Genomic DNA, 22,901 nt, shown 5'->3' with positions numbered 1-22,901 from the left:
GGCAAGCTCCGCTCAGGGCAGCACGGAGGCTGGGTAGACCGCGTCGGCCACGTGCAGCTTGTGCGGAATCAGGCCCAGGCCCTGGAAGGTGTCGGCCAGTTTCTGCTGCTCGGCGACGATCTGCGCAGTGATGGCCACGGCGTTGTAGTTGCGCCGCTCGCTGGCCACTTCCAGCACCTTGGCGTCGATACCCAATTGCGGTGCCAGCAAGGCTGCAACTTCCCCCGGTTTGGCGTTGGCCCACTGGCTGACTTTGCCCAACTCGGTGAAGAAGGTCTTGAGCAGGTCACGGTGCTGGTCGGCGAATGCTGCGGTGGACAGGTAGAAGGTGCGGTTGTTGGAGAGGCCGCTGCCATCGCGCAGGTTCTTGAGGCCGGGCTGGCTTTCGGCTGCAGCGAGGAACGGGTCCCAAAGGGTGACGGCCTGGACGCTGCCCGACTGCAGGGCTGCCACCGCATCGGCGGCATTGTTGACATAGGCCGGGGTGATGTCCCTGTAACTCAGGCCAGCCTGCTCCAGGGCCACCGCCAGCAGGTACTGGGCGTTCCAGCCACGGCCAGTGGCCACGCGCTTGCCCTTGAGGTCTTGTACCGAGCCGAGGTTGTCCTGCTCGCGCACCACCACACCGATGCCCCGTGGGTAGGGTTGCTCAGCGGCCAGGTACACCACAGGCTTGCCAGCGGCCTGGGCGAACACCGACGGGGCATCGGCGGCGTGGCCGAGGTCGATGGCGCCGGTACTCAGGGCTTCGAGCAATTGCGGGCCAGCCGCGAACTCATGCCAGCTGACGTTCACCCCCTGTGGCGCGAGGGCTTTTTCCAGTGCGCCGCTGCCTTTGAGAATGTTGATGCTGTTGAATTTCTGATAACCGATGCGCAGTGTCCTGGCCTCTTCGGCCAGGGCGTTGGACCACGGCAGCAGGGCACTGGCGACACCGGCCAGCAGGCCTCCGAGCAGCAGGCGGCGCAGAGGGGAGAAAGTTCGTTTGGACATGGCTGACGCTCCTTCAGTTCTTATAGGGCAAACCGTGAACCCAGCCTAAGGAGGAGGCCTGTTGCTTTCAATTCCTTTATTCTATTTAGTTAGATTGTTTTATTATTTTTATATCCTTTTTGTTGATTACCTTCAGCGGTGTCAACGACATTTTTTTCACATTGCCTTGCTAGCATCGACGGGCCATTTCAAGGAGCCTGTGTCCATGCCCACCCTGCGCCAGCGCAGCACGCGTATTGCCCTGACCGCCACCGCCAGCCTGCTGGCTGCCACCTTGGGTTTCTTCGCCTGGCAGAGCTTCTATCCAGTGCAGGCTGCCAAGGGTTGGGACGTCGAAGTGTTGCATCGCCAGGTAGACAAAGCCGCTTCCTTGCTGCCCCAGGCCGACGGCAGCCTGCTGGTCAGCCGCGAACTGGACGATGGCAAAGGCAGCATCCTAAAGATCACTGCCCAAGGCGACCGGGTGGTGCTGGTCGATCATCTGTCCAAGCCAGATGGCATGGTGGCCGCCCAAGGGGGATGGGTGTTCAGCCAGGAAGGTGGCCGAGCGCCCGTAAGCCTTGCCCGTGATGGTCAGGTCACTGCGCTGTTCGAGGGCGACAGTGTGCAGGGCCTGTGGAACGACGGCGACACGCTCTACGCCATCGAAGACCGCAAAGGTAATGGCCGCTTGCTGCGTTACGACTGGCACAGTGGCCAGCTCGATGTCTTGCGCTCGGGCCTGACTGAAACTGAAGGCCTGACCCGCTGCAGCGATGGGCGCTTGCTGTATACCGAGAAAGCCACTGGCAAAGTGCGTGCGGTGTCCGACGATGGTCAGGACCCGGTGGTGGTCGAAGGCCTGCGCAACCCGACCTTCCTCTTCTGCGACCAGCGCGGCCTGTGGATCAGCGAAGACAACACCCATCGTGCACGGTTGCTGCGTATCGATGCCCAGGGCGACCAGCACACCGTGCTGTCCTACCTCAAAGCGCCCCAGGCGATCGTGCCGGACGGCAAGGGCGGATACTTGCTGGCTGAAGGTGGGCGAGACCGCGTGTTGCACCTGCGTCCGCCTGTGGCGCCCGTCACCGCGACACTGCAGTGAATGACCCACGGCCTCCTTAGGAGTGACACAGCAGGCACCGGCTTGCAGGCGATAGGACCGATGACGTCAACGGCGCTGCGCAATCATCAACAACGACTGGGGCACACTGCTTTGCGGGTGCTGGGGCTCTTGTAGGCAGACCAACTGCAACCCAGCCATCTCCAGCGCATTCAGCCAACTGGACAAGGTCCTGAAGTACCAGGGCATCGGCTGCCACTGCCCGGCCATTCCGGCGAATGATTCCTCTCGCCAGCCATCCTGATAGTCTCCGGCAGCCACGCTCCAGGGGTGCAGCGTCTGGACCACCAGCGCACCGCCTGGGGTGAGCAATGCGTTCATGGCCGCCAGCAGCGGGATGATGTTCTGATGCAGCAGCGCGAAGTTGGCACAGATCAGGTCATAACCTGAACCCACGTCTATTTCGGCATCGACCAACTGCCCATAATTGGCCTGGTAGACCTGTGTCGACCCAGCCGATCGCGCTGCTTGCACCAATCCGTCGTCTCCATCGACCCCCACGGCCTCGATGCCGCGTTCTGCCAGTGCCCTCAGCAACCAGCCCTCGCCACAGCCCAGGTCCAGCACCCGTTTGGGTTGACGACCGAGAATGGCCAGTAAGATCGCCTGGTCCGTCACCTGCCGCCTGCTGTCTATGGCACCGCTGCGCACGGCGTCGATCCAGGATTGGGCGTTGCGCTGCCAGCTCGCTTGCAGATCGCTCTCGGGTGATGACATGGCAAGGTCCAATGAGGGGGAGGCGGTTCAAGCATAGGCAATAAAAAGCGGTAAGCTATCGCTTTTTGCCGCCTGCTATTTGCGAGGAACCCGATGAGCGCTGCAACCTTCCGAACTGCCGTACCCACCGACGCCGAGCGTTGTTTCCAGATCGAGTCGACGGCCTACGAAGGCGACGAGGCAGCGACCCTGGAAAAGATCCGCAAGCGGATCGACCAGTACCCTGAAGGGTTTTTGATTCTCGAGGACGCTGGTGAGGTGATCGGCTTCATCAACAGTGGCTGTGCCTGGGAAGTGGTGATGTCGGACGAAGCGTTCAAATCGCTGGTAGGCCATGACGCCGCTGCGCCGAACGTGGTGATCATGTCGGTAGTGGTCGATCCGGCCCACCAGGGCAAAGGCCATGCGGGTCGTTTGATGAGCGAATTCGTCAAACGCATGCGGGATATGGGCAAGCGCCGCATTCACTTGATGTGCAAGGACAGGCACGTGGCGCTGTACGAGAAGATGGGATACCGCTACGTGCAGCCCTCGGCATCCGACCATGGTGGCATGGCCTGGCACGAGATGGAAATGACGCTGTGAGCGATGCCGCTTCACAGGCTGATGGGGCAGCCCCTGAAGCGGCGCGCGGGTCAGAAGCGTCCGTCCAGCCCGATTCGGAACATCTCGTTGCGCTCGTCGCTACCTAGGGCCGTCTTGTAGGACAGGCCCAGACGCCAACTGCGCCCAAGGCTCAACTCAAGCCCAGTGTCCAGGTCGATGAAGTTGCTGTCCATCGGGTCGGGTGACAGCCGATACAGCACACCGTCGTCGCCCTGGTCGGTGTAGCGCATGCGGTAGTCGTCGCTATGGCTGAAGTTGTGGCCCCAGGCCAGCCCCACTCGCGGCGTGAGCACGCCAGCGCGGGTCTGGATGTCGTAGGCACCGCGCAGGCCGAGGAACGAGGTGAAGGTGCGTTGATGCTGCTCGTCGTAGCTCAGGCCATAGATGCCACCGCCACGCTCGCGGTAGTCGTCCAGCGTGGTGACGCTGCCGTTGACCCGTGCATACGGGGCCAGTGAAAGCGCGCCGGCACGGTACTCGTAGCTGGCGGTCAGCGACGCGTACCACTGGTCGGCATCCCGCGAGCCGTGGGCGTAGCCGTTCGACGGGTCGGACGTGACGTAGCGGCGCGAGTCGAAGCGGATGCGGTTGTAGCCAAGCAGCGCGTCCACATACACCTCCGACAGCGGATGGGTGCTCAGGTAGGCCGCCAGGCCCAGCGCATCACCTTCACTGTGGGTGTCATGGTCGCCGACATCGGTGCGGTCGGTGCCGTAACCGACCCCCATGCCCACCACGGTCCGTGGCGAAAGGCGATAGTCCACGCCGGCGCTCAAGCCATAGGTGGTGTAGCTATTGTCTTTGGCGCCACGGGCGCGATTGGAGCCGGTGTTGATGAATCCATCGGTCCAGAAGGCCAGCGGCGCCTCACGGCATTCACCATCGATTGTCCGCGCGCTGTCCCGTTCCTTGCGTCGTTGCTCATCCGACTCCGCGTCGTTGCCTTGCAGTTCATCGCGCAGCGCCTTGCCCAGATCGCCAAGGCGCACATCTTCGCGCCCATGCTTGACGCTGGCGTTAAACGCGTTGCGGTCACAGGTTGGCCGGTGCAGTTGTTCCAGGCGGCGGTTGAAGTTGTCCATCTGGGTGCTGGCGAAACGTTCAGCGGCGCGTGATTGGGCGTTGAGCACGCCGATCACTTCGGCATCCTGGCCGGGGTCTGGGCGGGCCTGCACGGTGAAGGTCACGGTGCCGGTTGCACTGCCGCCGTTGCCATTTTCCAGGCTGAAGGTGGCTACGGCAGTGCCGGCAAACACCGTGGTCGGTGCGAAGCGCAGGGTGAACGGGCCGCTCAGGCTTGCGCTACCGGCTGATGCCGGACTGAGCGATAACAGCCGCGCGCGCAGGAACGGGCCACCGGTGGCACCCTGGGTCAGGTCGACGCTCGCCACCTGGCCAGGTACCAGGGCTTCGTTGGACGACACCACGGTGACCGTCTGGGCCGCGATGCTCAGGGCGAAGCTGAAGGTACCGACCGCGCCGTTGACGTCGGTGACAGTCACCTCAAGGGTGTGGGTGCCTGTGCTCTGGGGCGTGCCGCTGATCACCCCACTGCCGCTGTCCAGGACCAAGCCTGTCGGCAGGCTGCCCGCACTCAGGGTGAAGCGGTACGGCGCCATGCCACCGAGGGCGCGCAAGCTCATGCGATAGGCACTGCCCAAGGTGCCGCCTTCGACACTGCCAGCGCTGGGCTCGACATCCAGGGTCGGTGCGCTGACGGACACTGTCACCGTCGCCGGTGCCGAAGTACCGCCAGGGCCGTTGGCCGTATAGGCAAAGCTGTCGCTGCCGGAGTACCCGGCGCTGGGGGTGTAGCGAATACCCAGGCCACTGGCGATGGCGCTGCCATGTGCGGGAGCGCTGGTCACGGTCACGCTGGTCGCGGCGCCGCCGCTGAGGGCGAGGCTGATGGCGTTGGCTGAACTGTTGGCAGCAACCGTGGCGCTGCTGTTGCCAGCTATGGGGGCGCGGTCGGCGATCACCAGCGTATGAGCCTGGCTACCGACCGCGCCATAGGCGTCGCTTACTGTGAAGGTGAGGCCGAAGCTGCCATTGCTGGTCGGCGTGCCGCTGAGCACGCCGGCCGGTGACAGGCTCAGACCGGCTGGCAGGCTGCCTGTGCTGATCGCATAGGTGTAAGGCGCGGTGCCCCCTGAAGCACCCAGGCTGGCGCTGTACGCAGTGCCCAGGGTGCCATCGACCAGGTTGGCGAGATTCAGCGCCAGGGTCGGTGCGGTCACGCTCAGGCTGACCGTGGCGGGCGCCGAAGTGCCGCCGGGGCCGGTGGCGGTATAGGCAAAGCTGTCGCTGCCTGAGAAACCTGCCGTGGGGGTATAGCTGATCGCCGTGCCGCTGACCACTGCGGTGCCGTGGCTGGGGGCGGTGCTGATCGCCACGCTGCTGACCGGACCGCCGCTCAAAGCGAGGGGGATGGCATGGGTCGAACTGTTGGCAGCGACCGTAGTGCTGACAGCACCGGCCACCGGCGCCTGGTCAGCGATTACCAAGGTGTACGCCTGGCTGCCGGTGGCACCGTAGGCGTCGGTGGCGGTGATGGTCAGGTTGAAGCTGCCGCTGTTGGTCGGTGTGCCGCCGAGTACGCCGGCCGGGGACAGGACGAGGCCGGTGGGCAGGCTGCCGGCAGTGACGCTGTAACTGTAGGGTGCGGTGCCGCCCACGCTGCTGAGTGGGGTGCTGTACGCCGAGCCGACGATGCCACCGCCGAAGGTACCAGGGGTGATGACCAGGGTTGGGGCGCCCACGCTGATATTGACGGAGCCCGGTGCCGAGGTACCGCCCGGGCCGGTGGCGGTGTAGGTGAAGCTGTCGGCCCCGGAGTAACCGGCATTCGGGGTGTAGGTGATGCTGGTGCCGCTGGCGGTTGCCGTGCCATGGCTGGCCGCGCTGACCACGGCAACACTGCTGACAGGGCCCCCACCGAGGTTGAGTGTGACCGCGTTGGTGGTGCTATTGGCCGCCACCGACAGGTTGACGGTGCCCGCCACGGGGGGCTGCTGGACAATGGTCAGGCTGTAGGCCCGCGAACCAGTGAAGTTATTGCCGTCGGTTGCGGTGACGGTGAAATTGAAGGTGCCATCGGCGGTAGGCGTACCGCTCAGGGTGTCGCCACTGAGGGTCATGCCACTTGGCAGAGCACCCGCCGTCACGGCAAAGGTGTAGGGCGCAGTCCCGCCGCTGGCACCGAGGGTAGCGCTGTAGGCCGCGCCAGCGATGCCACCGCTCAGGGAGACCGGTGAGACGGTGATGGTCGGTGACGCCACGGTCAAGGTGTAGCTGCGCGAGGTGGTGAAGCTGTTGGCGTCGGTTGCCGTGACGGTGAAGGTGAAGGTGCCGCTGACGGTGGCCGTACCGCTCAGCGCATTCCCGATCAGGGCCAATCCAGCCGGAAGGCTGCCCGCGATGATGGCATAACTGTAGGGTGCCGTACCGCCCGTGGTGTTGAAGGTGCTGGTGTAAGGAACTCCTGCGCTAGCATCGCTCAGGGAGGTCGGCGTGAGGCTGAGCGTCGGCGCTGCGATGGACAGGGCGTAAGGTTGCGACCCTGTGGCACCGAAACTGTCGGTTGCGGCGACGGTGAAGTTGAAGGTACCGCTGGCGGACGGCGTTCCACCCAGCGTGTTGCCGCTGAGGTTCAGTCCGGGGGGAAGCGCGCCGCTGGTAAGGCTGAAGCTATAAGGCGCCGAGCCGTTGCTGGCGCTCAACGTGCTGCTATAGGCGGTGCCAGCGGTTCCGCTGGGCAAGGTCGCAGGGCTTAGTGCCAAGGTGGGCGGCGAAACCGTGAAACTGATGGTTGCCGGTGCAGAGGTGCCAACGGCGTTGCTAGCGGTATAGGTGATGCTGTCTGGGCCTGAGTAGCCTGCTGTGGGCGTATAGGTGATGCTGGTACCGCTGGCGGTCGCCGTACCATGGCTGGCCTGACTGGCCACCGCCACGCTGGTGGCCGCGCCGCCGCTAAGGTTCAGGGGGATGGGGTTGCTACTGCTGTTGGCTGCCACAGTTGCGCTCACCGCACCGGCAATGGGCGGTGCGACATAGGTGTACTGGCTATTGCCATTGATCACGGAGGAGCCCGCTGCCGTGGTGACCACCACCGGCACGGTACCCGCTGACCCACTGGGGGTGGTCGCGGTGATCGAGGTGTCGCTGTTGACCGAGAATGTCGCTGCGTTGCCGCCAAATGCCACCCCTGTGGCGCCGGTGAAACCAGTGCCGCTGATGGTCACGCTGGTGCCCCCGCTGGTGCTGCCCGAGGTGGGGCTCAAGCTGGTCACCGTGGGGCCGCCGGTGATGGTGATCGAGTAGTTCACGGTCGCGGGAGTGAAGCTGTCGAACACCGTCAGGGTGAAGCTGTAAACGCCGGGCGCGACGTTTGGGGTGCCATTGATGGTAGTCGACTCACTGTTCGTGGACTCGGCGATGGTCAGGCCTGTTGGCAAGCACTTCAATGAGGGGTCGTAGGTCACGCTGACATCGCACTCGTACCAGCCGGTCATCGGCAGGACGCCGCCTGAGACGCTCAGCGGGATACTCAGGCTCTGACCTGCGGGGAAACTGCCCAGGTTGCTGCCTGGGGCAGGGCTGAACGTCATCGCCATGGCCTGGGCTGGCATCATCAGGGCGAGCGCCGACAGCCACAGCAGAAGGAACGACCTGGTCAGCCAGGCACGGTGGTACGCGAGTGAGTGCATCATGGGGCTTCCTGCCATGTTTCCGATCAGTGATCGCCTACGGACTCAGAGTGGGGGAGAACTGGGGCTGAGCGATGGGCCGGCCCTCTTCATGACTTCAGGCAAAATGGCTAACTGTCCATGTGCGCATTCCATTGCGTTGGGTGTTCGTGTCAGGCCGTTACAGGGAAACGGTGCATAGGCAGGTAAAGGCCATCGCCGGGCTGTACCTCGAAGCCCAGGCGCTGGTAAAGCGCCTGGGCCGGGTTGCAGGCGTCGACGCTGAGCGCACAAGCCTTGCCGTGCAGGTCCGCCACCGCCAGTACCGCCCGCAGCAGTGCGGTGCCGATGCCTTGGCGCTGCCAGGCCGGCATAAGGGCGATGTCCACCACCCGCAGCTCGGCCTGTTTCTCGTCTACGCACAAGCGACCGATGGCCTGTCCGGCCCGTTCGACGATCAGGAATGCGGCCTGTGGATAGTGCTCGGCATAGTGACGTGACTGCAGGTCGGCCTGGCCGTCGAGAAACGCCAGACGCTGTGCATCGCTCAAGGGCAAGCCCTCGAACTCGATGCCTCGTCGGGCCACGAACAGCGCCCGCAGCAGACTGACATCACCTTCGCCCTGCCGCCGAAGACCAAACCCGATGCCTACTGGCAGCGCCAGCGCAAGACGCTCGCTCAGGGGCGCGCAGGGAAGTTGCCGTCGTAGCATATGCAGTAGGCCAGGGTCAGATAAGGTTGCTGGGCGTTGCGGGTCGTCCTGTTGAACGGGGTACCCGCCTTGCTCACGGTGACAGGGGCCAAGGTGTAGTCGGTGTTGCCGGCTACACCGTTGTACAGGCGCAGGTTGCGCGGCTGGCTGAGAAAACTTTGGCTGGTGGGCGTATCGACGGCCGCCGCGAAGTTCGTCCCAGGTTGGGCCCGGAGCGCATGGGTATGAGGCGCGAAGTTGGCTGGTGTCAGCGTGGCCTCATCCGCTCCGGCGCTGGCATCGAGCGCACGCGCGGTCAATCCGGGGCCGGCACCCACGCCCATGGCGACCTGACCGTTGAGATTGGGCAGGTTGAATTGGTTGGTGTTACCGCCAAACCCGTACCCCAAAACGGCAAAGAGGCTCTGGAACTGCTGGATCGGCCTTGCCGAACCGTCGCAGAGCAGCCAACCATCGGGAATGTAGGTATACGGAAACAGTCGAATTTCTCCAGTGAAAGCGTCCATGAGTCATATCCCTGAAAAGTGAAGAGCAGGCCTGGGTCTCAGAATTGGCTCGGGTAGATGCCGGTCAGGGCGATGATGTAGTTGATGGCGCGCGACCCCATCATGTTGTCGTGTGGTGAACCGATGCCGCCCGAGCGCACCAAGGCGCCGTTGTTCAGCGTGACGGCGGTATCCGTGTTTGCCGTGCTGTACAGCCCCTTGACCGGACCGGCTGGGGTGAAGGCGGCGAAGGTGCAGGTGTTGTGGGCGGAAGGGCCTGCCGGCTCCGCCGTGGTGGCGGGGGCGTTGGTGACACTGAAACCATGGCTGTGGGCCGGGGTATTGGCAGCCGTCATCGCCACTTGTTCGGTGCCGACGATCTGCCCCAGGGTACGGGGTGTCAGCTTGTTGCCTGCGCCGGTGCCAACAGCCACCCGGCCGCGCAGGTCGGGCAGGGCGAAGGTGGTTATGCCATCGCCACCGTAGGTGGTGCCGATCAGCGAGAACAGCGCTTCGTTCTGGCTGATCGGTAGCACGGATGCGTCGCAAAAAGCCCAGCCAACGGGTGCGTATGAACCTGCGAACAGCCGAATTTCCCCGAGGTAGTTATCTGACATGACTTGCCCCTTGAGATGATAGGTGTGGTAGCCGTTACTGGCGTGGCGGGAAGACGCCCTGGGTGGCGATGCAGTAGCTCAGGCAGATCGAGGGCTGCATGTTGGGTATCGGCGTCTGCCCGGTGGCTGCGATGGTGTCAGCGTGGAGGGTCACCAGCTTGTTCGTGTCGGCGGTGATGTAGGTCGGCTGCGCGGCAACACCGTTGGCATTGGCGCTGGTCGCGGGGTAGTTGCCGGCCGGGCCGCCATTGCCGAGAGTGGCGTTGCTGACTTGTACGCTGTGGGTGTGTTCGGGCAGTGCGCTGAGCGGCAGCATCACAGACTCGACGCCACCCGCTTGTCCGGTGCTGTGAGAGGCGAATGCCGGGTTCACGGGTGGCCAGTCGTTGCGCCCCATCGCCACCCGACCACGCAGGTCGGGCAGTGCGAAGGTGGCCTTGCCGTCTCCTCCGAACTGCACACCCAGCAATGCGAAAAGTGCCTGGTTCTGAACGATCGGCAGCAGCCGGCCGTCGCAGGGCAACCAGCCTTTTGGTATCACCGGCCAGCTGAACAGGCGGATTTCACCTAGAAAATTCTCCATGCTTCAACGTCTCCATTACCCAAACTGCATGCACTGTAAATGCCCATCTCCGCAGGGAGCTGAGCGCCGCGTACGACGAAACAGGTGATAGACAGAACCGCTTTGGCCGGGGGCCGACTACTACTTCCGTGCTAGTAGCTTGGGCATGATCCTTTCCTTGGGGCCCGAACAGAGGAGGCTGGATGCCTCGGAGATAGCTGGAGTCTAGTTAGCTGATGGGTAAATGCCATCATTTTTGCAGGGATATTTGAAGATTATTTGCAACGATCAGATGCGGCTGTCGAAGGCCGCGCGTAAGTGCATCAGTCCAGCACGTCGTGCAGCACTTCGTAGATCAAGCCTGAAGCGAGGGCCACTAATATGAGGTCGGTACCAGCCTGCCGCCATTCATAGCCGTCGTAGTGCGGCAGGCGCCCCAGCAGGCGGCCATCGAGCTTCTTGGCTATGCCGGGTGGCAAGGGCTTGCCGCGTGCCAGGTTTTTCTGGATGCCGGGTGGCAGCGCAGTGCCGGCGTTCCAATAGTCCCGGTTATCGTTGAGAATGATCCGCACGCCGCCCACATCGATCGATGGGCCACCATGCCAGTCGTTGCCGTTTCCCTGATGCCCCGAATTTCCGTGTTGCCCGCCCTTGTCGTGGCCTTTGCCCTTGCCTGGGTCGGCGAGCAGGCCAGGGCTTGTACCCATCAGCAGCAGGCTGAGGGCGGTCGACAGCAGCGTCTTGAGCTTGAGCATGTGGGCTGTTCCTTGAGCACATGAAGGTCAACTACAGCTTAGCCAAGCCGGCAGCGTGTGTTGAAAGCCCGTGTGGCTTTGTGTAGCGCACTGCATTTCGTCGCCTGGTACAAAACTTAAAGGCGGTTCACCGGTCTTACGGCGATCCCACCTCGCCCATGGAGGCGTATAGAAAATGAAAAAGACCTTGGTAGCCGTGTTTGCCTGTGCCTTTGCGTTGGGGAGTGCGGCGTTGTTACCGGCTGATGTTTCGCCGATTGGCGCGGCTTATGCCAAGGGCGGTGGTAACGGGGGTGGCCACGGCGGCGGCAATGGCGGCGGTCATGGCGGTGGCAACGGAAATGGCGGCGGCCAGGGTGGTATGGGCGGCAATGGCAACGGTAAAGGCTCGACGGGTGAGCATGCGGGCAAAGCCACCCGTGATCATGGCGTAAGCGGAAATCACTACGGCAGTACCCGTAACGACGACCGTGGGCATGGCACCGCCACCTCCGGTGTTGCGCATTCCAAGGATACCCGTGGCCTGGCCAAGTCGACCGCCGTGTCGCGCACCACGCCGGGCGATCACAACACCAAGGGCTTGAGCAATGCCGTTCGCTCGTCCTCCAAGAACGACCGCTGAAGGCTGAATGAGCAACGCCCAGTCTATGCTCGCCATAGGCTGGGTCGTTCTCCGCGACTTCACCCGCGACAAGTAGGCGAGCGCTGCAGCTCTGCCAGTATCTGCTCGACAACCGGCAGGCGACGATTACCACCAGGCACCATCACTGGCATCCGCGCAATCGGCGCAATGTCGTGAGCGAACCCCAGGCACTAGGCCTCCTGCGCCAGCGTCCGAGCGTCCCGGACATCGCCCTGCATGGCCAGGGCTTGGTGGCTGCCCCAGGCAACTCCACGCGGTCCACCGGCAGCGCGGTGAGCCACAGCAACAGACGTTCAGCCTTGGGGCAGTTCGAACCCGGTGATGGCCCTGTCAAGTTTCAGTGCCTGGGCATGCAGCACCCGCATCAGGTGCAATGAAGCTTGGGATGGGGGCTCGAAGCGTGAGTAGACGAAACTGATATCGAAGTGAATGTCCTCCGCCAGCGGCACCACTTCAAGGCCACTGTCCTGTGCCACGAACTCGTCGATCAGGGTCATGCCCATGCCTTGCTTTACCAAGGCCACAGCTTCGTTGGCGTTGGTGAACGACAGCAACGACTCAAGGTGCAGGCCTCGGCGCTGGATTTCATGCGCCAACAACCGGCCAAACGGCATGTCGGGCCGGAACAGCAGCAGCGCGTGCCCCACCAACTGCTGCAGCGTCAGCGCCGGCTCCTGGGCCAAGGGGTGATCGGCAGGCATTACCGCAACCATGCGCCCCCGCATGAACGGTTGGGACACCAGATGGTCATGCACCACTGGAAGGGCAGCAATCGACAGGTCGACCTTCTTCGACAGGATCTGGTTGGGCATCTCGTTCATCAGCGAGGTCTGCCACTCGATGGTCAGCGATGGCGACTCGCGCTTGAGCTGCGCCAGGGCGATGGGGATCACCACTGTCGACAACGATGCACTGCACGAAATGCGTAGGTTGCGGTGGCTGCCCGAGGCCAATGACAACGCGCACTCGTTGACCTGCAGGGCGGCCTGGTACACCCGCTCTACTTCACGGAACAGGACATGTGCCTCCTCGGTGGGGACCAGGCGATTGTTGATGCGCTCGAACAAGCGATATGCCAAACGCCCTTCGACGTAATGGATCAGCTTGCTCACGGCTGGTTGGGACACATACAGCATCTTGGCCGCGGCACTGATCGAGCCGGTCAGCATCACCGCGCGAAACACCTCCATGTGCCGCAGTTTGAACACCATCGCGCTGGATGCTGGGCTGTCCGGGTCTTGGGGCATGTGTATTACCTTTGGTTATGATGTCTGCCATCTGGGTATGAGCGCCAAACGTCGGCGCGCAGTATCGTCGCTCCAGCCTCGCCGCCACGATGGCGGACGATAACAGGATCTACGTTCAGGCGCAGAAAGCGTCAACCCGGGAGCTGTCCATGAACATCTTTGATGAACCGAAGATCGATTGCCATAACCATTTGTTTGATCCCGATCGCTTTCCCTACCATCCGGATGCGCCTTATGCCCCCTCGGGCCAGGAAGTTGCCACGCTAGAGCAGTTCACCCAAGTGATGGAGGCCTATGGCGTGCAACACGCGTTGCTGGTCGGCCCCAACAGCGGCTATCACACCGACAACCGCTGCCTGCTCGATGCGCTGGCGCGCGGGCAGGGCCGTTTCAGGGGCATCGCGGTGGTCGAGCCGGGCATGAAACTTGGCCAGCTGGCGGCATTGAAGGAGCAAGGCGTGGTCGGGGTTGCCTTCAATCCAGCGCTTTATGGGGTAGGCTGCCTCGACGGCTGCGAAAGCCTGTTCGGCAAGCTGGCCGAGCTTGATCTGTTCGCCCAGGTCCAGGTGTGCGAAGACCAGCTACTGGACGTACAAGCGCGGTTGTTGCGCCTGCCAACGCGGTTGCTGATCGACCACTGCGGCCGCCCTGACGTTGCTGCCGGCTTGCAACAACCGGGCTTCCAGGCGTTACTGCGCCTGGCAGGTTCTGGCCGGGCGACCGTCAAGCTGTCAGGCATGCAGAAGTTCGCCGCGCCGCAGGCACTGTTCGAGCAAAGTGCTGCCTATGTCCAGGCATTGATCGAGGCGTTCGGCCCCCACGCCTGCATCTGGGGCTCGGATTGGCCCTTTATCCGCCAACGCTCACGTGTCGATTACGGCCCGTTGCTCAAACTCGCCGAGCGCCTGGTGCCCGACCCCACGCAGCGCCGTCAGATCATGTGGGACACCCCAAGGCGCTTGTTTGGTTTTGCCTGAGCACTGCGATACCCGTACAGGATGAGTGAACTGCAGGAGTCCGCTGGGCTGCCCCGCTGCAAGCATGCGCGGCAACGGGGCAGGGTGATTCACTTCCTGCCTTTGGCGGCCTGGAAGGAGGCCACCATGTCTTTGGCCCAACCATCGAGCACAGCCTTGGCGTCCTTGGTTTGCATCACCTGGTCGGCGTTTTCAAGCTCGCTACCTGCACCCTTGCGGACCACCTGGGCGACCACCTGCTGGTTGCCGCCGTCGATGAACGCCGCCTCGGTGGCGATGGTGGTGTCCTGGTCGCGAATACCGGTGGCCGTGCTTACACCTGCTGCGATCAGGGCGATCGGGATGACTTCATACGGGCGCAGGCCTTTGGTCTTGGCACTGACTGCAGTGATTGCCGGACGCACTATCAGGACGCGTGGACCCGGTCCTTTGGCCAAAGGTAACACCTCAGAGAAGTGGCTTTTGAGGGTCTGGTCGTAGTAGTGGGTAATGCCAGTCAAAGTCGACTGTGGGACTTTTTCGGTGGGTTGGGGTTTCGGATAAAGCTGGCTCGGTTCGATGTAGACGCTGGTATAACGATTGGCGTCGACATCCGGTTTGATCCAGCGCATGACTGGCGCGCCGGAAGGCGACTTGTCTTCCTTCAGTAAGCTGTAGTCCTTCAGGAAGCCCGAGTACTGATCGGACTCCACGTACTTGCTCGCGCAGCCATATAGCATGACTGTAGCAAGACACAAGGTTGCAACCAATGGCCGGGTTTTCATGCAGCACTCCTTCCTACGTTGAGTGATATCCCGCAGGCATGCGGGCGACTCTTGGTGGCGCAAGATTTAAGTTTGAACTCTGCGATCGTGGAACAAGGCACTCTTCTCGCGGTTTGCGAGGCGATGGTGAGAGACCCGCGAACGTCGGCTTCGGGCATTTAAACTTTAGACGAGGCCTTATTACTCGCAAGTGCCCACGGGTGAGGTGAACATACTGTTTCCCGGTGTTGTTCGACTGTACATCGAGGCCAATACGCACTGGCCATTTCTTGACTAATCTTGCCTGCGACATGGGCTGTGCAGGGCATTCGGACCTGCCGCGAGAGAAGCCATGAGCAAGGGCAATGACCTGATCATCTGCGAGTACTGTGACGCGGTCTATCACCGTGCTCCGCTGCGGCGCCACCAGAGTGCTGTGTGCACGCGCTGTGGCGGCGTGCTGTATCGGCACAATGGGCTGACTCCCCAACAGCGCCTGGCGCTCAGCATCACGGGTGGCGTGCTGCTGGTGTTCGCCAATGCCTACCCGGTGATGACCATCAGCATGAGCGGGCTGTCCAACTCGGCGACGCTGTGGGACGCGGTGATGGTCCTGAGTAGCGGTAGCATTACGTTCATGGCATTGGTACTGGCGCTGTCGATCATTTTCGCGCCGGTGCTGCAGATCGCCGTGCTGTGCTGGGTATTGAGCTTTGCCATGTCCGACCGCCGTTCACCCGCGTTTGGCGCTTGCATGCAGGCCCTGGAAAGGCTGAGGCCCTGGAGCATGCTGGAAGTCTGCCTGCTCGGCGCGATGGTGGCGGTGATCAAGCTTGCCGGCTTGCTCGATGTGATCCCTGGTATCGGCCTGATTGCCCTGGCGGCGCTGAGTGTATTGCTGATCTACATCGCCGGGCGCGATATCCGCGACCTGTGGGAGCAGGTATGACAGTCCCGGTGTTGGCCGACGACCTGCAGGTGTGCCTGTGCCACGGCTGCGGTCAGGCCTGCGACCTGCGCGAAGATGCCTGTCACTGCCAACGCTGCGGTGCGCCGCTGCACCGACGCAAGGTCAATCCCATTGCCCGTGGCTGGGCGTTTCTGTGCGCAGCACTGATCTTCTATGTGCCGGCCAATGCCTTGCCGGTGATGAACACCGAAATGCTTGGCCAGGGTACCGACAGCACCATCGTTGGTGGGGTGTTGGAGTTCTGGGAGGCGGGGGCGTGGGACATTGCCTTGATCATCTTCATCGCCAGCATCGGTGTGCCCGCGATCAAGTTTTTTTCCCTCGGCCTGCTGTTGGGAACCGCCCAGCGACGCAGCACCTGGGCGAGGCGTCAGCGCTCGCAACTGTTTCGCTGTGTCGAGTTGATCGGTTATTGGTCGATGCTCGATGTGATGGTGGTGGCCTTGGTGGCTGCGCTGGTGCAACTGCGTGGCCTGGGAACCATCGAACCGCGTCCAGGCATTCTGTTCTTCGGTTTGGTGGTGGTGCTGACGATGTTTTCTGCGATGAGCTTCGACCCACGACTGATCTGGGATGGCGAGCCACAAGACGGAGAGCGCAGCGATGGCGCAGCAGACTGACAAACCCGTGGCAGCAGGTCAGCCTCAGGTGCGGACCCGGCGGGTGAATGTGTCGCTGGTGTGGATCGTACCTATCCTGGCCTTGCTGGTGGGCGCCTCGCTGGTGGTGCGCAACTGGATGCAGCAGGGGCCGGTCATTACCATCTCGTTTCGCAGCGGGGAGGGGTTGGTGGCGCACAAGACCCAGGTACGTTACCGCAGCGTGGTGATCGGCGAGGTCACCACGGTAGAACTGGCCAAGGACCGCGAAAGCGTGGTGGTGCAGGTGGAACTGGCCAAGGAAGCCGAATCGTTCGCCACCGAAGGTGCGCGCTATTGGGTAGTGCGACCTCGCATCGGGGCCGGGGGCGTTTCAGGGGTGGACACCTTGCTCTCGGGCAGTTTCATCGGCGCCGATGCCGGTGAGTCGACGGCGCCGCGCAAGCGCTTCACCGGGCTCGAACTACCACCTCCGATCACCTATGGCGAGAAGGGCAAGCACTTCACCCTGAGTGCGGACGACCTCGGTTCGCTGGATGTCGGCTCGTCGATCTACTACCGGCGGATCCCGGTCGGCGAGGTGGTTTCCTACGCCCTGCAGCAGGATGGCAAAGGGGTGGACATCGGCGTGTTCGTACAGTCGCCCTACGATGCCTTCGTTACCGCCGATACCCGCTTCTGGAATGCCAGCGGGGTCGACATGCAGATCGGTGCCAATGGACTGAAAGTCGAAACCCAGTCGCTGTCATCCATCCTCATGGGTGGCCTGGCGTTCGGCGCGCCTGACTTCGCAGCACCTGCCGACCCCGCGCCCGATCAACAGCAGTTTCGTCTGTTCGTCGACCGCGACGCGGCTTTGGCGCCACCCACGGGCAAGCAGCAGCACCTGCGCATGCGCTTCGAGCAGTCGATGCGCGGCTTGTCTCCAGGCGCGCCGGTGGAATTCAAGGGGGTCGAGTTCGGCAAGGTGGTGGCAGTGACGCTCGACTACGACGAACAGAAGCAGACTTTCCCAGTGGTGGTGGATGCGGTGATCTATCCGCAACGCTTGGGCCCGGTGCACCAGAAAATGCTCAAGGCGTTCAACCATACCCCCGGTGACGATGCCGGTGCCCGCCGGCTGATTGGCACTTTCGTCGAGCACGGACTGCGAGCCCAGGCGCGTAGCGGCAACCTCATCACCGGGCAAATGTATGTGTCGCTGGATTTCTACCCCGCAGCGCCGAAGGTGGCCTTCGACATGAACGCCAGCCCGATCACGGTGCCCACGGTGCCTGGCAGCCTGGAGAAGCTGCAGGAGCAGTTGCAGCACATGGTAGAACGTCTCGGCAAGCTGCCGCTGGAGAGCATCGCCGGCAACCTGGACGGTACCCTGCGGGAGCTCAGGGCAACCCTCAAGCGCTTTGACGGCCAGACACTGCCGGGCGTGAAGGCGACGCTGGAAGATGTCCAGAAAACCTTGCGGACGGCCAACTCGGCCATCGCCGAAGATTCGCCGCAGCGGGAGAAACTGGGCGATGCGCTGCAGGAACTGGAGCGCATGTCGCGTTCGCTGCGTGACCTTGCCGACTTCCTGGGGCGGCACCCCGAATCGCTGATTCGTGGGCGGCCCAAGGCGGCGGGTGCCGATGACGTGCAGCCTTGACCCCGCACCCGATCGAGGAGTGATACCTGATGCCTCAGATTCACGCTGTGATACTGGTCGCGTTGGCGGTGCTGGCTGCAGGCTGCAGCAGTTCGCCCACCCACTACCATACTCTGGTGCCGCCACAGCCGACCCGCGAAGAGGGTACTAACGTGCTGGTGGAGCGGGTCAGTGTTCCGCCGCAGGTGGATCGACCGCAATTGGTGGTGCGCCAGGGCCAGAGCGGCCTGGCAATACTTGATACCGAATGGTGGGGCGCCAACCTTGTGGATGAGTTCCGCAGCGCCCTGCAGGACCAGCTTGGCGGACCTGTGGGCAGCAGTGTCCGCTCAGTGCTGCGGGTTGACGTGCAGCGCTTCGATTCAGTGCCAGGCCAGCACGCTTTGCTGGAGGCGGTATGGCGGTTGAAGCGGCCTGGCCAGGACGAGCTGACTTGTCGCACCACGGTACAGACACCGGCGCAAGCCAGTGTCAGCAGCTTGGTCAGCGCCCAGCAAAGCAACCTGCGCCAACTGGCCGGTGCGGTGCGTAGCGCGGCAGTGCAGGGTCGTTGCCCTGCCGCTTAGGCTCTGTGTGAATAGTCTTGAGATGAAGCTCAAGCAAGGCGAAAACAGCCGAGGAAGCGGAGTTTACGGGTTGTAAATGAGCACTCCGAGGCTGTTTTCAGCACAGCATCACCGAGTACCAAGGCTTTTCGTACAGAGCCTCGTACTGCTGATCATGGATTGACCTGATACCCACGTCCCTGAAGGCATCCGCTGTAGGCGCTGGCATAGGCCGAGCTTTGTGCCTGGTCCTGAGTGCGGCGGTCCTGGCGGCGGTCCTGGCGCTGGCGCATACCGCCCACGGCGGCCCCGGCCGCAGCCCCTTCACCGGCGCGGTTCTGCCGGTACTGCTGCTTGGCCTCGTCGCTGGCCCGGTCATAGATCTCTTCGTGCTGGTTGCCCCGTACCTGGGCCCCTACCGCACCTGCCGCGGCCCCGGCGGCCGCGCCGCGAACCCTGCCGCCGACGTGAGGCTCGGAGTGGGTTGCAGTGCTGGTCGCATTGTTGGCGACCGTGTTGCAATCATTGATATCCAGTTGCATCTGCTGGCTGCTTTGGCCCTTGAGCGGCACGACTGACTGCGCTTGGGCTGTGGAGGCGGTAAGCAGCAGTACCAGCAAGTATCCCCATGGGAATGTACGCATGGCTCTTCTCCACTGGAAGCTAACCCCATCGAAGAGAATAGTTCCAAGCGCGGGGCGCTGATGCCCGCTGGTCTGTGTTCTGAGCCCGCCAAGCCGCCCCTCGTCGCGATTGTCTCCACTTGCCATCACTCACCACCGGTCGGCTTTTCCCGACGCGGCTTGAACCGCGCGGCGAAAGGGACTAATTAATATGTGTGGGAAAAATTCCCACGCTAAGAAAAGTAAAAGCTTCCAACGATTCCCGACTTGATTTGGCGTTTCTCGCGGTGATGACCAGGAGACGGAAAATGCAAATCCAGAGGTTGTTCAAGAGGGCATTACTGGCGGCGGCCATAGGCGCCGTGCTGTCAGCGTCCATCGTTTTGGTTCCGGACACGATTTCCCAAAGCGCCAGCGCGTACGCCAAGGAGGGTGGGGGGGGCGGTCATGGAGGTGGCGGCGGTGGCCACGGTGGCGGCGGAGGCCATGGCGGTGGTGGTGGCCACGGTGGTGGCGGCGGTGGCCATGGCGGTGGCGGTGGTCATGGTGGTGGCCACGGCGGTAGTGGTGGTCATGGCGGCGACGGTGGCGGTCATGGAGGCCACAGCGGCGGCCACAGCGGCAGCGGTCATGGCGATGCAGGCCGTGGTCACGACGGCAACTCCAATGCCGGGCGCAGCGGCAACCACGCCGAAGCAGGCGATGATCATGGCAATCATGTCGGCGGCGAACCCGGCGACGATCACGGTAACCATGTTGGCGGCGAGCCGGGTGACGATCATGGCAATCATGTTGGCGGTGAGCCTGGCGATGACCATGGCAATCACGTCGGTGGCGAGCCTGGCGATGATCGCGGCAACCCTGTGGGTGGCGAACCGGGTGATGACCGCGGCACTCACGCTGGCGGCGAAGCGGGGGATGACAACAGCAGGAGCTGAGCCACGCTGACAGGCCATAAGCAAAACCTTGGGGGGCGGGTTTTGCCTGGGCTTGCCCAGTCCACGACTGCCCCTCTCAACGCATGTGCAATGAGCGCTGACAGTTAATTTGGTGTTTCGGGAAGGAAATGGTTACGGGACGTATGGGATTATTTCCCGCGTCGTATACGGCTTCCACCTGTCAAGGAAATGCGCTCAATGCAATCGCCGACATTACCGCCCTCCATGCTCAATGCCTTGCGCCGGGTGATGTACCCGCTGGTGCGGTTGATGCTGCGCAAGGGGGTCACCTATACGGTGTTCGCCGACCTGCTCAAGCAGGTGTTCGTCGATGTTGCCCATCGGGAGTTTCGACTGGACGAAAAGGCGCCCAGCGATAGCCGCATCAGTCTGTTGACGGGGGTGCATCGCAAGGACGTCAGGCGCCTACGCGGCGAGAGTGAAGCGTCGCAAGCGCTGCCGGAAAACATCACGCTTGGTGCGCAACTGGTCAATCTCTGGACCAACAGCCCGCCGTTCTGCGCCAATGTTGGGCAGGCGCTGCCGTTGCCGCGGCTGGCCAGCGTCGGAGGGGCGTGCTCGTTCGATGCTCTGGTGGCGAAGGTCAGCACCGACATCCGTGCCCGGGTGGTGCTCGATGAGTGGTTGCGACTGGGCATCGTCCGATTGGACGAGCAAGACCGTGTGCACCTGGAAGCCGAGGCATTCGTGCCGCAGAAGGGGTTCGACGAAAAAGCCGCGTACTTTGGTCATAACCTGCATGACCACGCCAGCGCGGCGGTGCACAACTTGAGCGGCCAGGGTCTGCCCTTTTTCGAGCGAAGTGTGCACTACGATGCCCTTAGCCTGGCCAGCGTGGAAAGTCTGCGTGAGTTGGTGGCCAAGGACGGCATGCAAACACTGCTAGGCTTCAGTCGGATGGCCGCCGACCTTGAAAGCGCCGACTCGCCCAGTCCTGAACAACGTCAGCGCATCACCATCGGGCTTTATTTCTACACTGAGCCTACCCAACCCGATTCGCACAAGACGCCTGACACATGAATGCCTTCTCGCGCTGCCTCAGTGTGGTCATGCTGGCCTTGGGTCTCGGGCTGGCGACCTGTGCCGGCGTGCAAGCCGCCCCCGTGTGTGTTAGCCGTGACGAAGTGGGCATGGCGGGCGCTGCGGGCCTGCAGTCTCCGGGGGGCATGGGTGGTACTGGTGTACGGAGCGCAAGCGGTGGTGTAGGCGGCACGGGTGCACCTGCGCAGCAGCGTCCAGGTGGCACGGGCGGTACCGGGGCAGTGGCAGACGGCGTGGACGGCATTCTGTTCGATCGCGATAACGGTGGTGTTGGCGGAACGGGGGCTCCGGTGCTGCGCCCTGGAGGAACCGGTGGCACAGGCATCGTCGGCACCATAACCGGGTTTGCGTCGATTTGCGTCAATGGCCTTGAAGTTCACTTTGGCAAAGACGTGCCAGTCAGCGAGAACGGCATGCCCGCCAGTAGTGCCCACCTTGCCATCGGCCAGGTCGTTGCCATAGAAGCCTTCGTCACCCAGCGTGGTCTGAATGCTGGGCGCATCTCGATTCTCAATGTCTACGAAGGCCCGTTGACCGCGCTGCCCAATGCTGCTGGGCCACTGCGGGTAATGGGCCAGCCAGTGCGGCTGGCCGCAGGGGCGAGGGTGGCAGAGGGGTTACGCCCTGGCGAGCCGGTCAAAGTCAGCGGCCTGCGCGATGCCAATGGCGCAGTGGTGGCCAGCCGTATCGAGCGTGCGCCGGGCCTGAAGGCGTCCAGCGCGATTGGCACGATAGACCGTGCTGGCTCCCTCCAGGGGCTGAAGCTCGGGACCCGCATGGCGCCCGCGCAGGAAGTGCTGGTGCGGGGACAATGGACCGGGCGCCAGCTGGAAGTCGTACAGAGCAGGCCCGACCCAAGCCTGCCGTTCGCCGGTCGGGTGCAGACGGCTGTGATCGAGGGGCTTGTGCAGCGTCGGCAGAACCAACGACTGGTCGTTGGCGGCATTCAGGTTACCTTGGGGCGTGACACGGTGATCGTAGGCGAGCAGGCGCAGACCCTGGCAGTGGATCAGCGCGTTCGGGTCAGTGGGGTGTTCACTGGCCATCGTGAGCTACGGGCAGCACGTGTCGAAAGCCCTGGCGAACGCCTCGACCATTCGGGCAAGGGGAATCGGGAGCGCAGCACCGACCAGAACTCGAACAGTACGACAGGCTCGCGCAACAGTGGGCATGGCGGGGGCGATACCCGCGCTTTCAAGGACGACCACAGCGGGAAAAGCGTACGAGTCGAGGTCGGGGCAGATGACCACGGAGCGACCGAGTCGGTTGACCACGCTGGATCAGAGCGGGTCGAGGCGGCGCAAAAGCAGGAGAGCCACGGCAACAGTGGACGGCCCGAAAGGGTAGAGAGGGCCGAGGCAGTAGAGAAGGCCGAGAAAGTGGAGAAGATCGAGAAAGGCGAGAAGGTCGAAAAGCCCGATAAGGTCGAGAAAGTCGAAAAGGTCGAGAAAGTCGAAAAGGTAGAAAAGATCGACAAGGTGGACAAAGTCGAAAAAGTAGAGCGGGTTGAAAAGATTGAGAAAGTCGAGAAGGTAGAAAAAATCGAAAAAGTGGAGAAGGTCGAGAAAGTAGAAAAAACCGAGAAGGTCGAGCGCCCCGAACGTTCCGGGCATTAGAGGTAAGCAGTTCGGCATGGAACAACTAGGCTGGGAGAAACGGATCACACGT

General features: G+C 62.8%; 22 protein-coding genes. 11 read left to right on the top strand and 11 right to left on the bottom strand.

Annotated elements, in window-relative coordinates; genetic code table 11:
• Positions 1-12: 12 nt before the first annotated feature.
• On the bottom strand, positions 13-993 hold the full coding sequence (locus tag IF103_RS12685; protein ID WP_202675369.1) for an aliphatic sulfonate ABC transporter substrate-binding protein: 981 nt from the start codon (positions 991-993) through the stop codon (positions 13-15).
• Positions 994-1,198: 205 nt separating this feature from the next.
• Between IF103_RS12685 and IF103_RS12680 the strand changes: the two genes are divergently transcribed.
• The gene (locus IF103_RS12680; protein WP_023380713.1) at positions 1,199-2,080 is read left to right on the top strand and encodes an NHL repeat-containing protein; all 882 of its coding nucleotides are present in this window, start codon (positions 1,199-1,201) and stop codon (positions 2,078-2,080) included.
• A 66-nt stretch (positions 2,081-2,146) separates the two neighbouring features.
• On the opposite strand, the gene IF103_RS12675 is transcribed toward IF103_RS12680, so the two are convergent.
• Positions 2,147-2,815: a class I SAM-dependent methyltransferase gene (locus IF103_RS12675; RefSeq protein ID WP_023380712.1), complete on the bottom strand. Its 669-nt coding sequence runs from the start codon at positions 2,813-2,815 to the stop codon at positions 2,147-2,149.
• Between the two features lie 93 nt (positions 2,816-2,908).
• Between IF103_RS12675 and IF103_RS12670 the strand changes: the two genes are divergently transcribed.
• Positions 2,909-3,400 carry a GNAT family N-acetyltransferase gene (locus IF103_RS12670; RefSeq protein ID WP_023380711.1) on the top strand — a complete coding sequence of 164 codons (492 nt, stop codon included), beginning with the start codon at positions 2,909-2,911 and terminating at the stop codon, positions 3,398-3,400.
• Positions 3,401-3,450: 50 nt separating this feature from the next.
• Here IF103_RS12670 and IF103_RS12665 read toward each other — a convergent pair whose 3' ends face one another.
• From IF103_RS12665 to IF103_RS12640, 6 genes are all read right to left on the bottom strand, one after another.
• Positions 3,451-8,133, bottom strand: a complete 4,683-nt coding sequence (locus tag IF103_RS12665; RefSeq protein WP_202675368.1) for a putative Ig domain-containing protein — start codon at positions 8,131-8,133, stop codon at positions 3,451-3,453.
• Between the two features lie 149 nt (positions 8,134-8,282).
• Positions 8,283-8,822, bottom strand: coding sequence for a GNAT family N-acetyltransferase (locus IF103_RS12660; protein ID WP_202675367.1), 540 nt, complete (start codon positions 8,820-8,822; stop codon positions 8,283-8,285).
• The gene (locus IF103_RS12655; RefSeq protein WP_023380708.1) at positions 8,789-9,328 is read right to left on the bottom strand and encodes a phage tail protein; all 540 of its coding nucleotides are present in this window, start codon (positions 9,326-9,328) and stop codon (positions 8,789-8,791) included. The genes IF103_RS12660 and IF103_RS12655 overlap by 34 nt, the downstream gene beginning before the upstream one ends.
• A gap of 38 nt (positions 9,329-9,366) precedes the next feature.
• Positions 9,367-9,924, bottom strand: coding sequence for a phage tail protein (locus IF103_RS12650; RefSeq protein ID WP_202675366.1), 558 nt, complete (start codon positions 9,922-9,924; stop codon positions 9,367-9,369).
• 34 nt (positions 9,925-9,958) lie between these two features.
• Positions 9,959-10,507: a phage tail protein gene (locus IF103_RS12645; RefSeq protein WP_023380706.1), complete on the bottom strand. Its 549-nt coding sequence runs from the start codon at positions 10,505-10,507 to the stop codon at positions 9,959-9,961.
• A gap of 302 nt (positions 10,508-10,809) precedes the next feature.
• A complete protein-coding gene (locus IF103_RS12640) occupies positions 10,810-11,241 on the bottom strand; it encodes an anti-virulence regulator CigR family protein (RefSeq protein WP_027907367.1) in 432 nt (143 codons plus the stop codon).
• Between the two features lie 175 nt (positions 11,242-11,416).
• Here IF103_RS12640 and IF103_RS12635 point away from each other — a divergent pair, with 175 nt between their 5' ends.
• The gene (locus tag IF103_RS12635; protein ID WP_023380704.1) at positions 11,417-11,863 is read left to right on the top strand and encodes a hypothetical protein; all 447 of its coding nucleotides are present in this window, start codon (positions 11,417-11,419) and stop codon (positions 11,861-11,863) included.
• A gap of 314 nt (positions 11,864-12,177) precedes the next feature.
• Here the strand turns inward: IF103_RS12635 and IF103_RS12630 are convergent, their stop codons facing one another.
• Positions 12,178-13,131, bottom strand: a complete 954-nt coding sequence (locus tag IF103_RS12630) for a LysR family transcriptional regulator (protein ID WP_027907368.1) — start codon at positions 13,129-13,131, stop codon at positions 12,178-12,180.
• A gap of 149 nt (positions 13,132-13,280) precedes the next feature.
• Here IF103_RS12630 and IF103_RS12625 point away from each other — a divergent pair, with 149 nt between their 5' ends.
• Positions 13,281-14,108 (top strand): amidohydrolase family protein, encoded by an 828-nt coding sequence (locus tag IF103_RS12625; RefSeq protein ID WP_027907369.1) that lies wholly within the window; start codon positions 13,281-13,283, stop codon positions 14,106-14,108.
• 89 nt (positions 14,109-14,197) lie between these two features.
• Here IF103_RS12625 and IF103_RS12620 read toward each other — a convergent pair whose 3' ends face one another.
• Complete coding sequence (locus tag IF103_RS12620) at positions 14,198-14,872, bottom strand: DUF3313 domain-containing protein (protein WP_027907370.1); 675 nt, start codon at positions 14,870-14,872, stop codon at positions 14,198-14,200.
• A gap of 331 nt (positions 14,873-15,203) precedes the next feature.
• On the opposite strand from IF103_RS12620, the gene IF103_RS12615 reads away from it, so the two are divergent.
• From IF103_RS12615 to IF103_RS12600, 4 genes are read left to right on the top strand one after another with little or no spacing between them, the layout of a single operon-like run.
• Positions 15,204-15,800, top strand: coding sequence for a paraquat-inducible protein A (locus tag IF103_RS12615; RefSeq protein ID WP_202675365.1), 597 nt, complete (start codon positions 15,204-15,206; stop codon positions 15,798-15,800).
• The gene (locus IF103_RS12610) at positions 15,797-16,441 is read left to right on the top strand and encodes a paraquat-inducible protein A (protein WP_202675364.1); all 645 of its coding nucleotides are present in this window, start codon (positions 15,797-15,799) and stop codon (positions 16,439-16,441) included. The genes IF103_RS12615 and IF103_RS12610 overlap by 4 nt, the downstream gene beginning before the upstream one ends.
• Positions 16,425-18,065: a PqiB family protein gene (locus tag IF103_RS12605; RefSeq protein ID WP_023380697.1), complete on the top strand. Its 1,641-nt coding sequence runs from the start codon at positions 16,425-16,427 to the stop codon at positions 18,063-18,065. Before IF103_RS12610 ends, IF103_RS12605 begins: the two co-directional genes overlap by 17 nt.
• A gap of 29 nt (positions 18,066-18,094) precedes the next feature.
• Complete coding sequence (locus IF103_RS12600; RefSeq protein ID WP_027907371.1) at positions 18,095-18,631, top strand: PqiC family protein; 537 nt, start codon at positions 18,095-18,097, stop codon at positions 18,629-18,631.
• A gap of 152 nt (positions 18,632-18,783) precedes the next feature.
• On the opposite strand, the gene IF103_RS12595 is transcribed toward IF103_RS12600, so the two are convergent.
• Positions 18,784-19,254 (bottom strand): YMGG-like glycine zipper-containing protein, encoded by a 471-nt coding sequence (locus IF103_RS12595; RefSeq protein ID WP_023380695.1) that lies wholly within the window; start codon positions 19,252-19,254, stop codon positions 18,784-18,786.
• Positions 19,255-19,541: 287 nt separating this feature from the next.
• Here IF103_RS12595 and IF103_RS24900 point away from each other — a divergent pair, with 287 nt between their 5' ends.
• The 3 genes from IF103_RS24900 (at position 19,542) to IF103_RS12580 (ending at position 22,849) form a co-directional block, all read left to right on the top strand.
• Positions 19,542-20,171, top strand: a complete 630-nt coding sequence (locus IF103_RS24900) for a hypothetical protein (RefSeq protein ID WP_252189401.1) — start codon at positions 19,542-19,544, stop codon at positions 20,169-20,171.
• Between the two features lie 198 nt (positions 20,172-20,369).
• A complete protein-coding gene (locus IF103_RS12585; RefSeq protein ID WP_027907373.1) occupies positions 20,370-21,212 on the top strand; it encodes a DUF6502 family protein in 843 nt (280 codons plus the stop codon).
• Positions 21,209-22,849: a DUF5666 domain-containing protein gene (locus IF103_RS12580; protein WP_104881725.1), complete on the top strand. Its 1,641-nt coding sequence runs from the start codon at positions 21,209-21,211 to the stop codon at positions 22,847-22,849. Before IF103_RS12585 ends, IF103_RS12580 begins: the two co-directional genes overlap by 4 nt.
• Positions 22,850-22,901: the final 52 nt, after the last annotated feature.

Origin of the sequence: Pseudomonas sp. SK2, from assembly GCF_016772395.1 — a bacterium.
Lineage (GTDB): Bacteria > Pseudomonadota > Gammaproteobacteria > Pseudomonadales > Pseudomonadaceae > Aquipseudomonas > Aquipseudomonas taiwanensis.
Note: the sequence above shows the minus strand (reverse complement) of the source record. Positions and strands in the feature narration are given on the sequence as shown.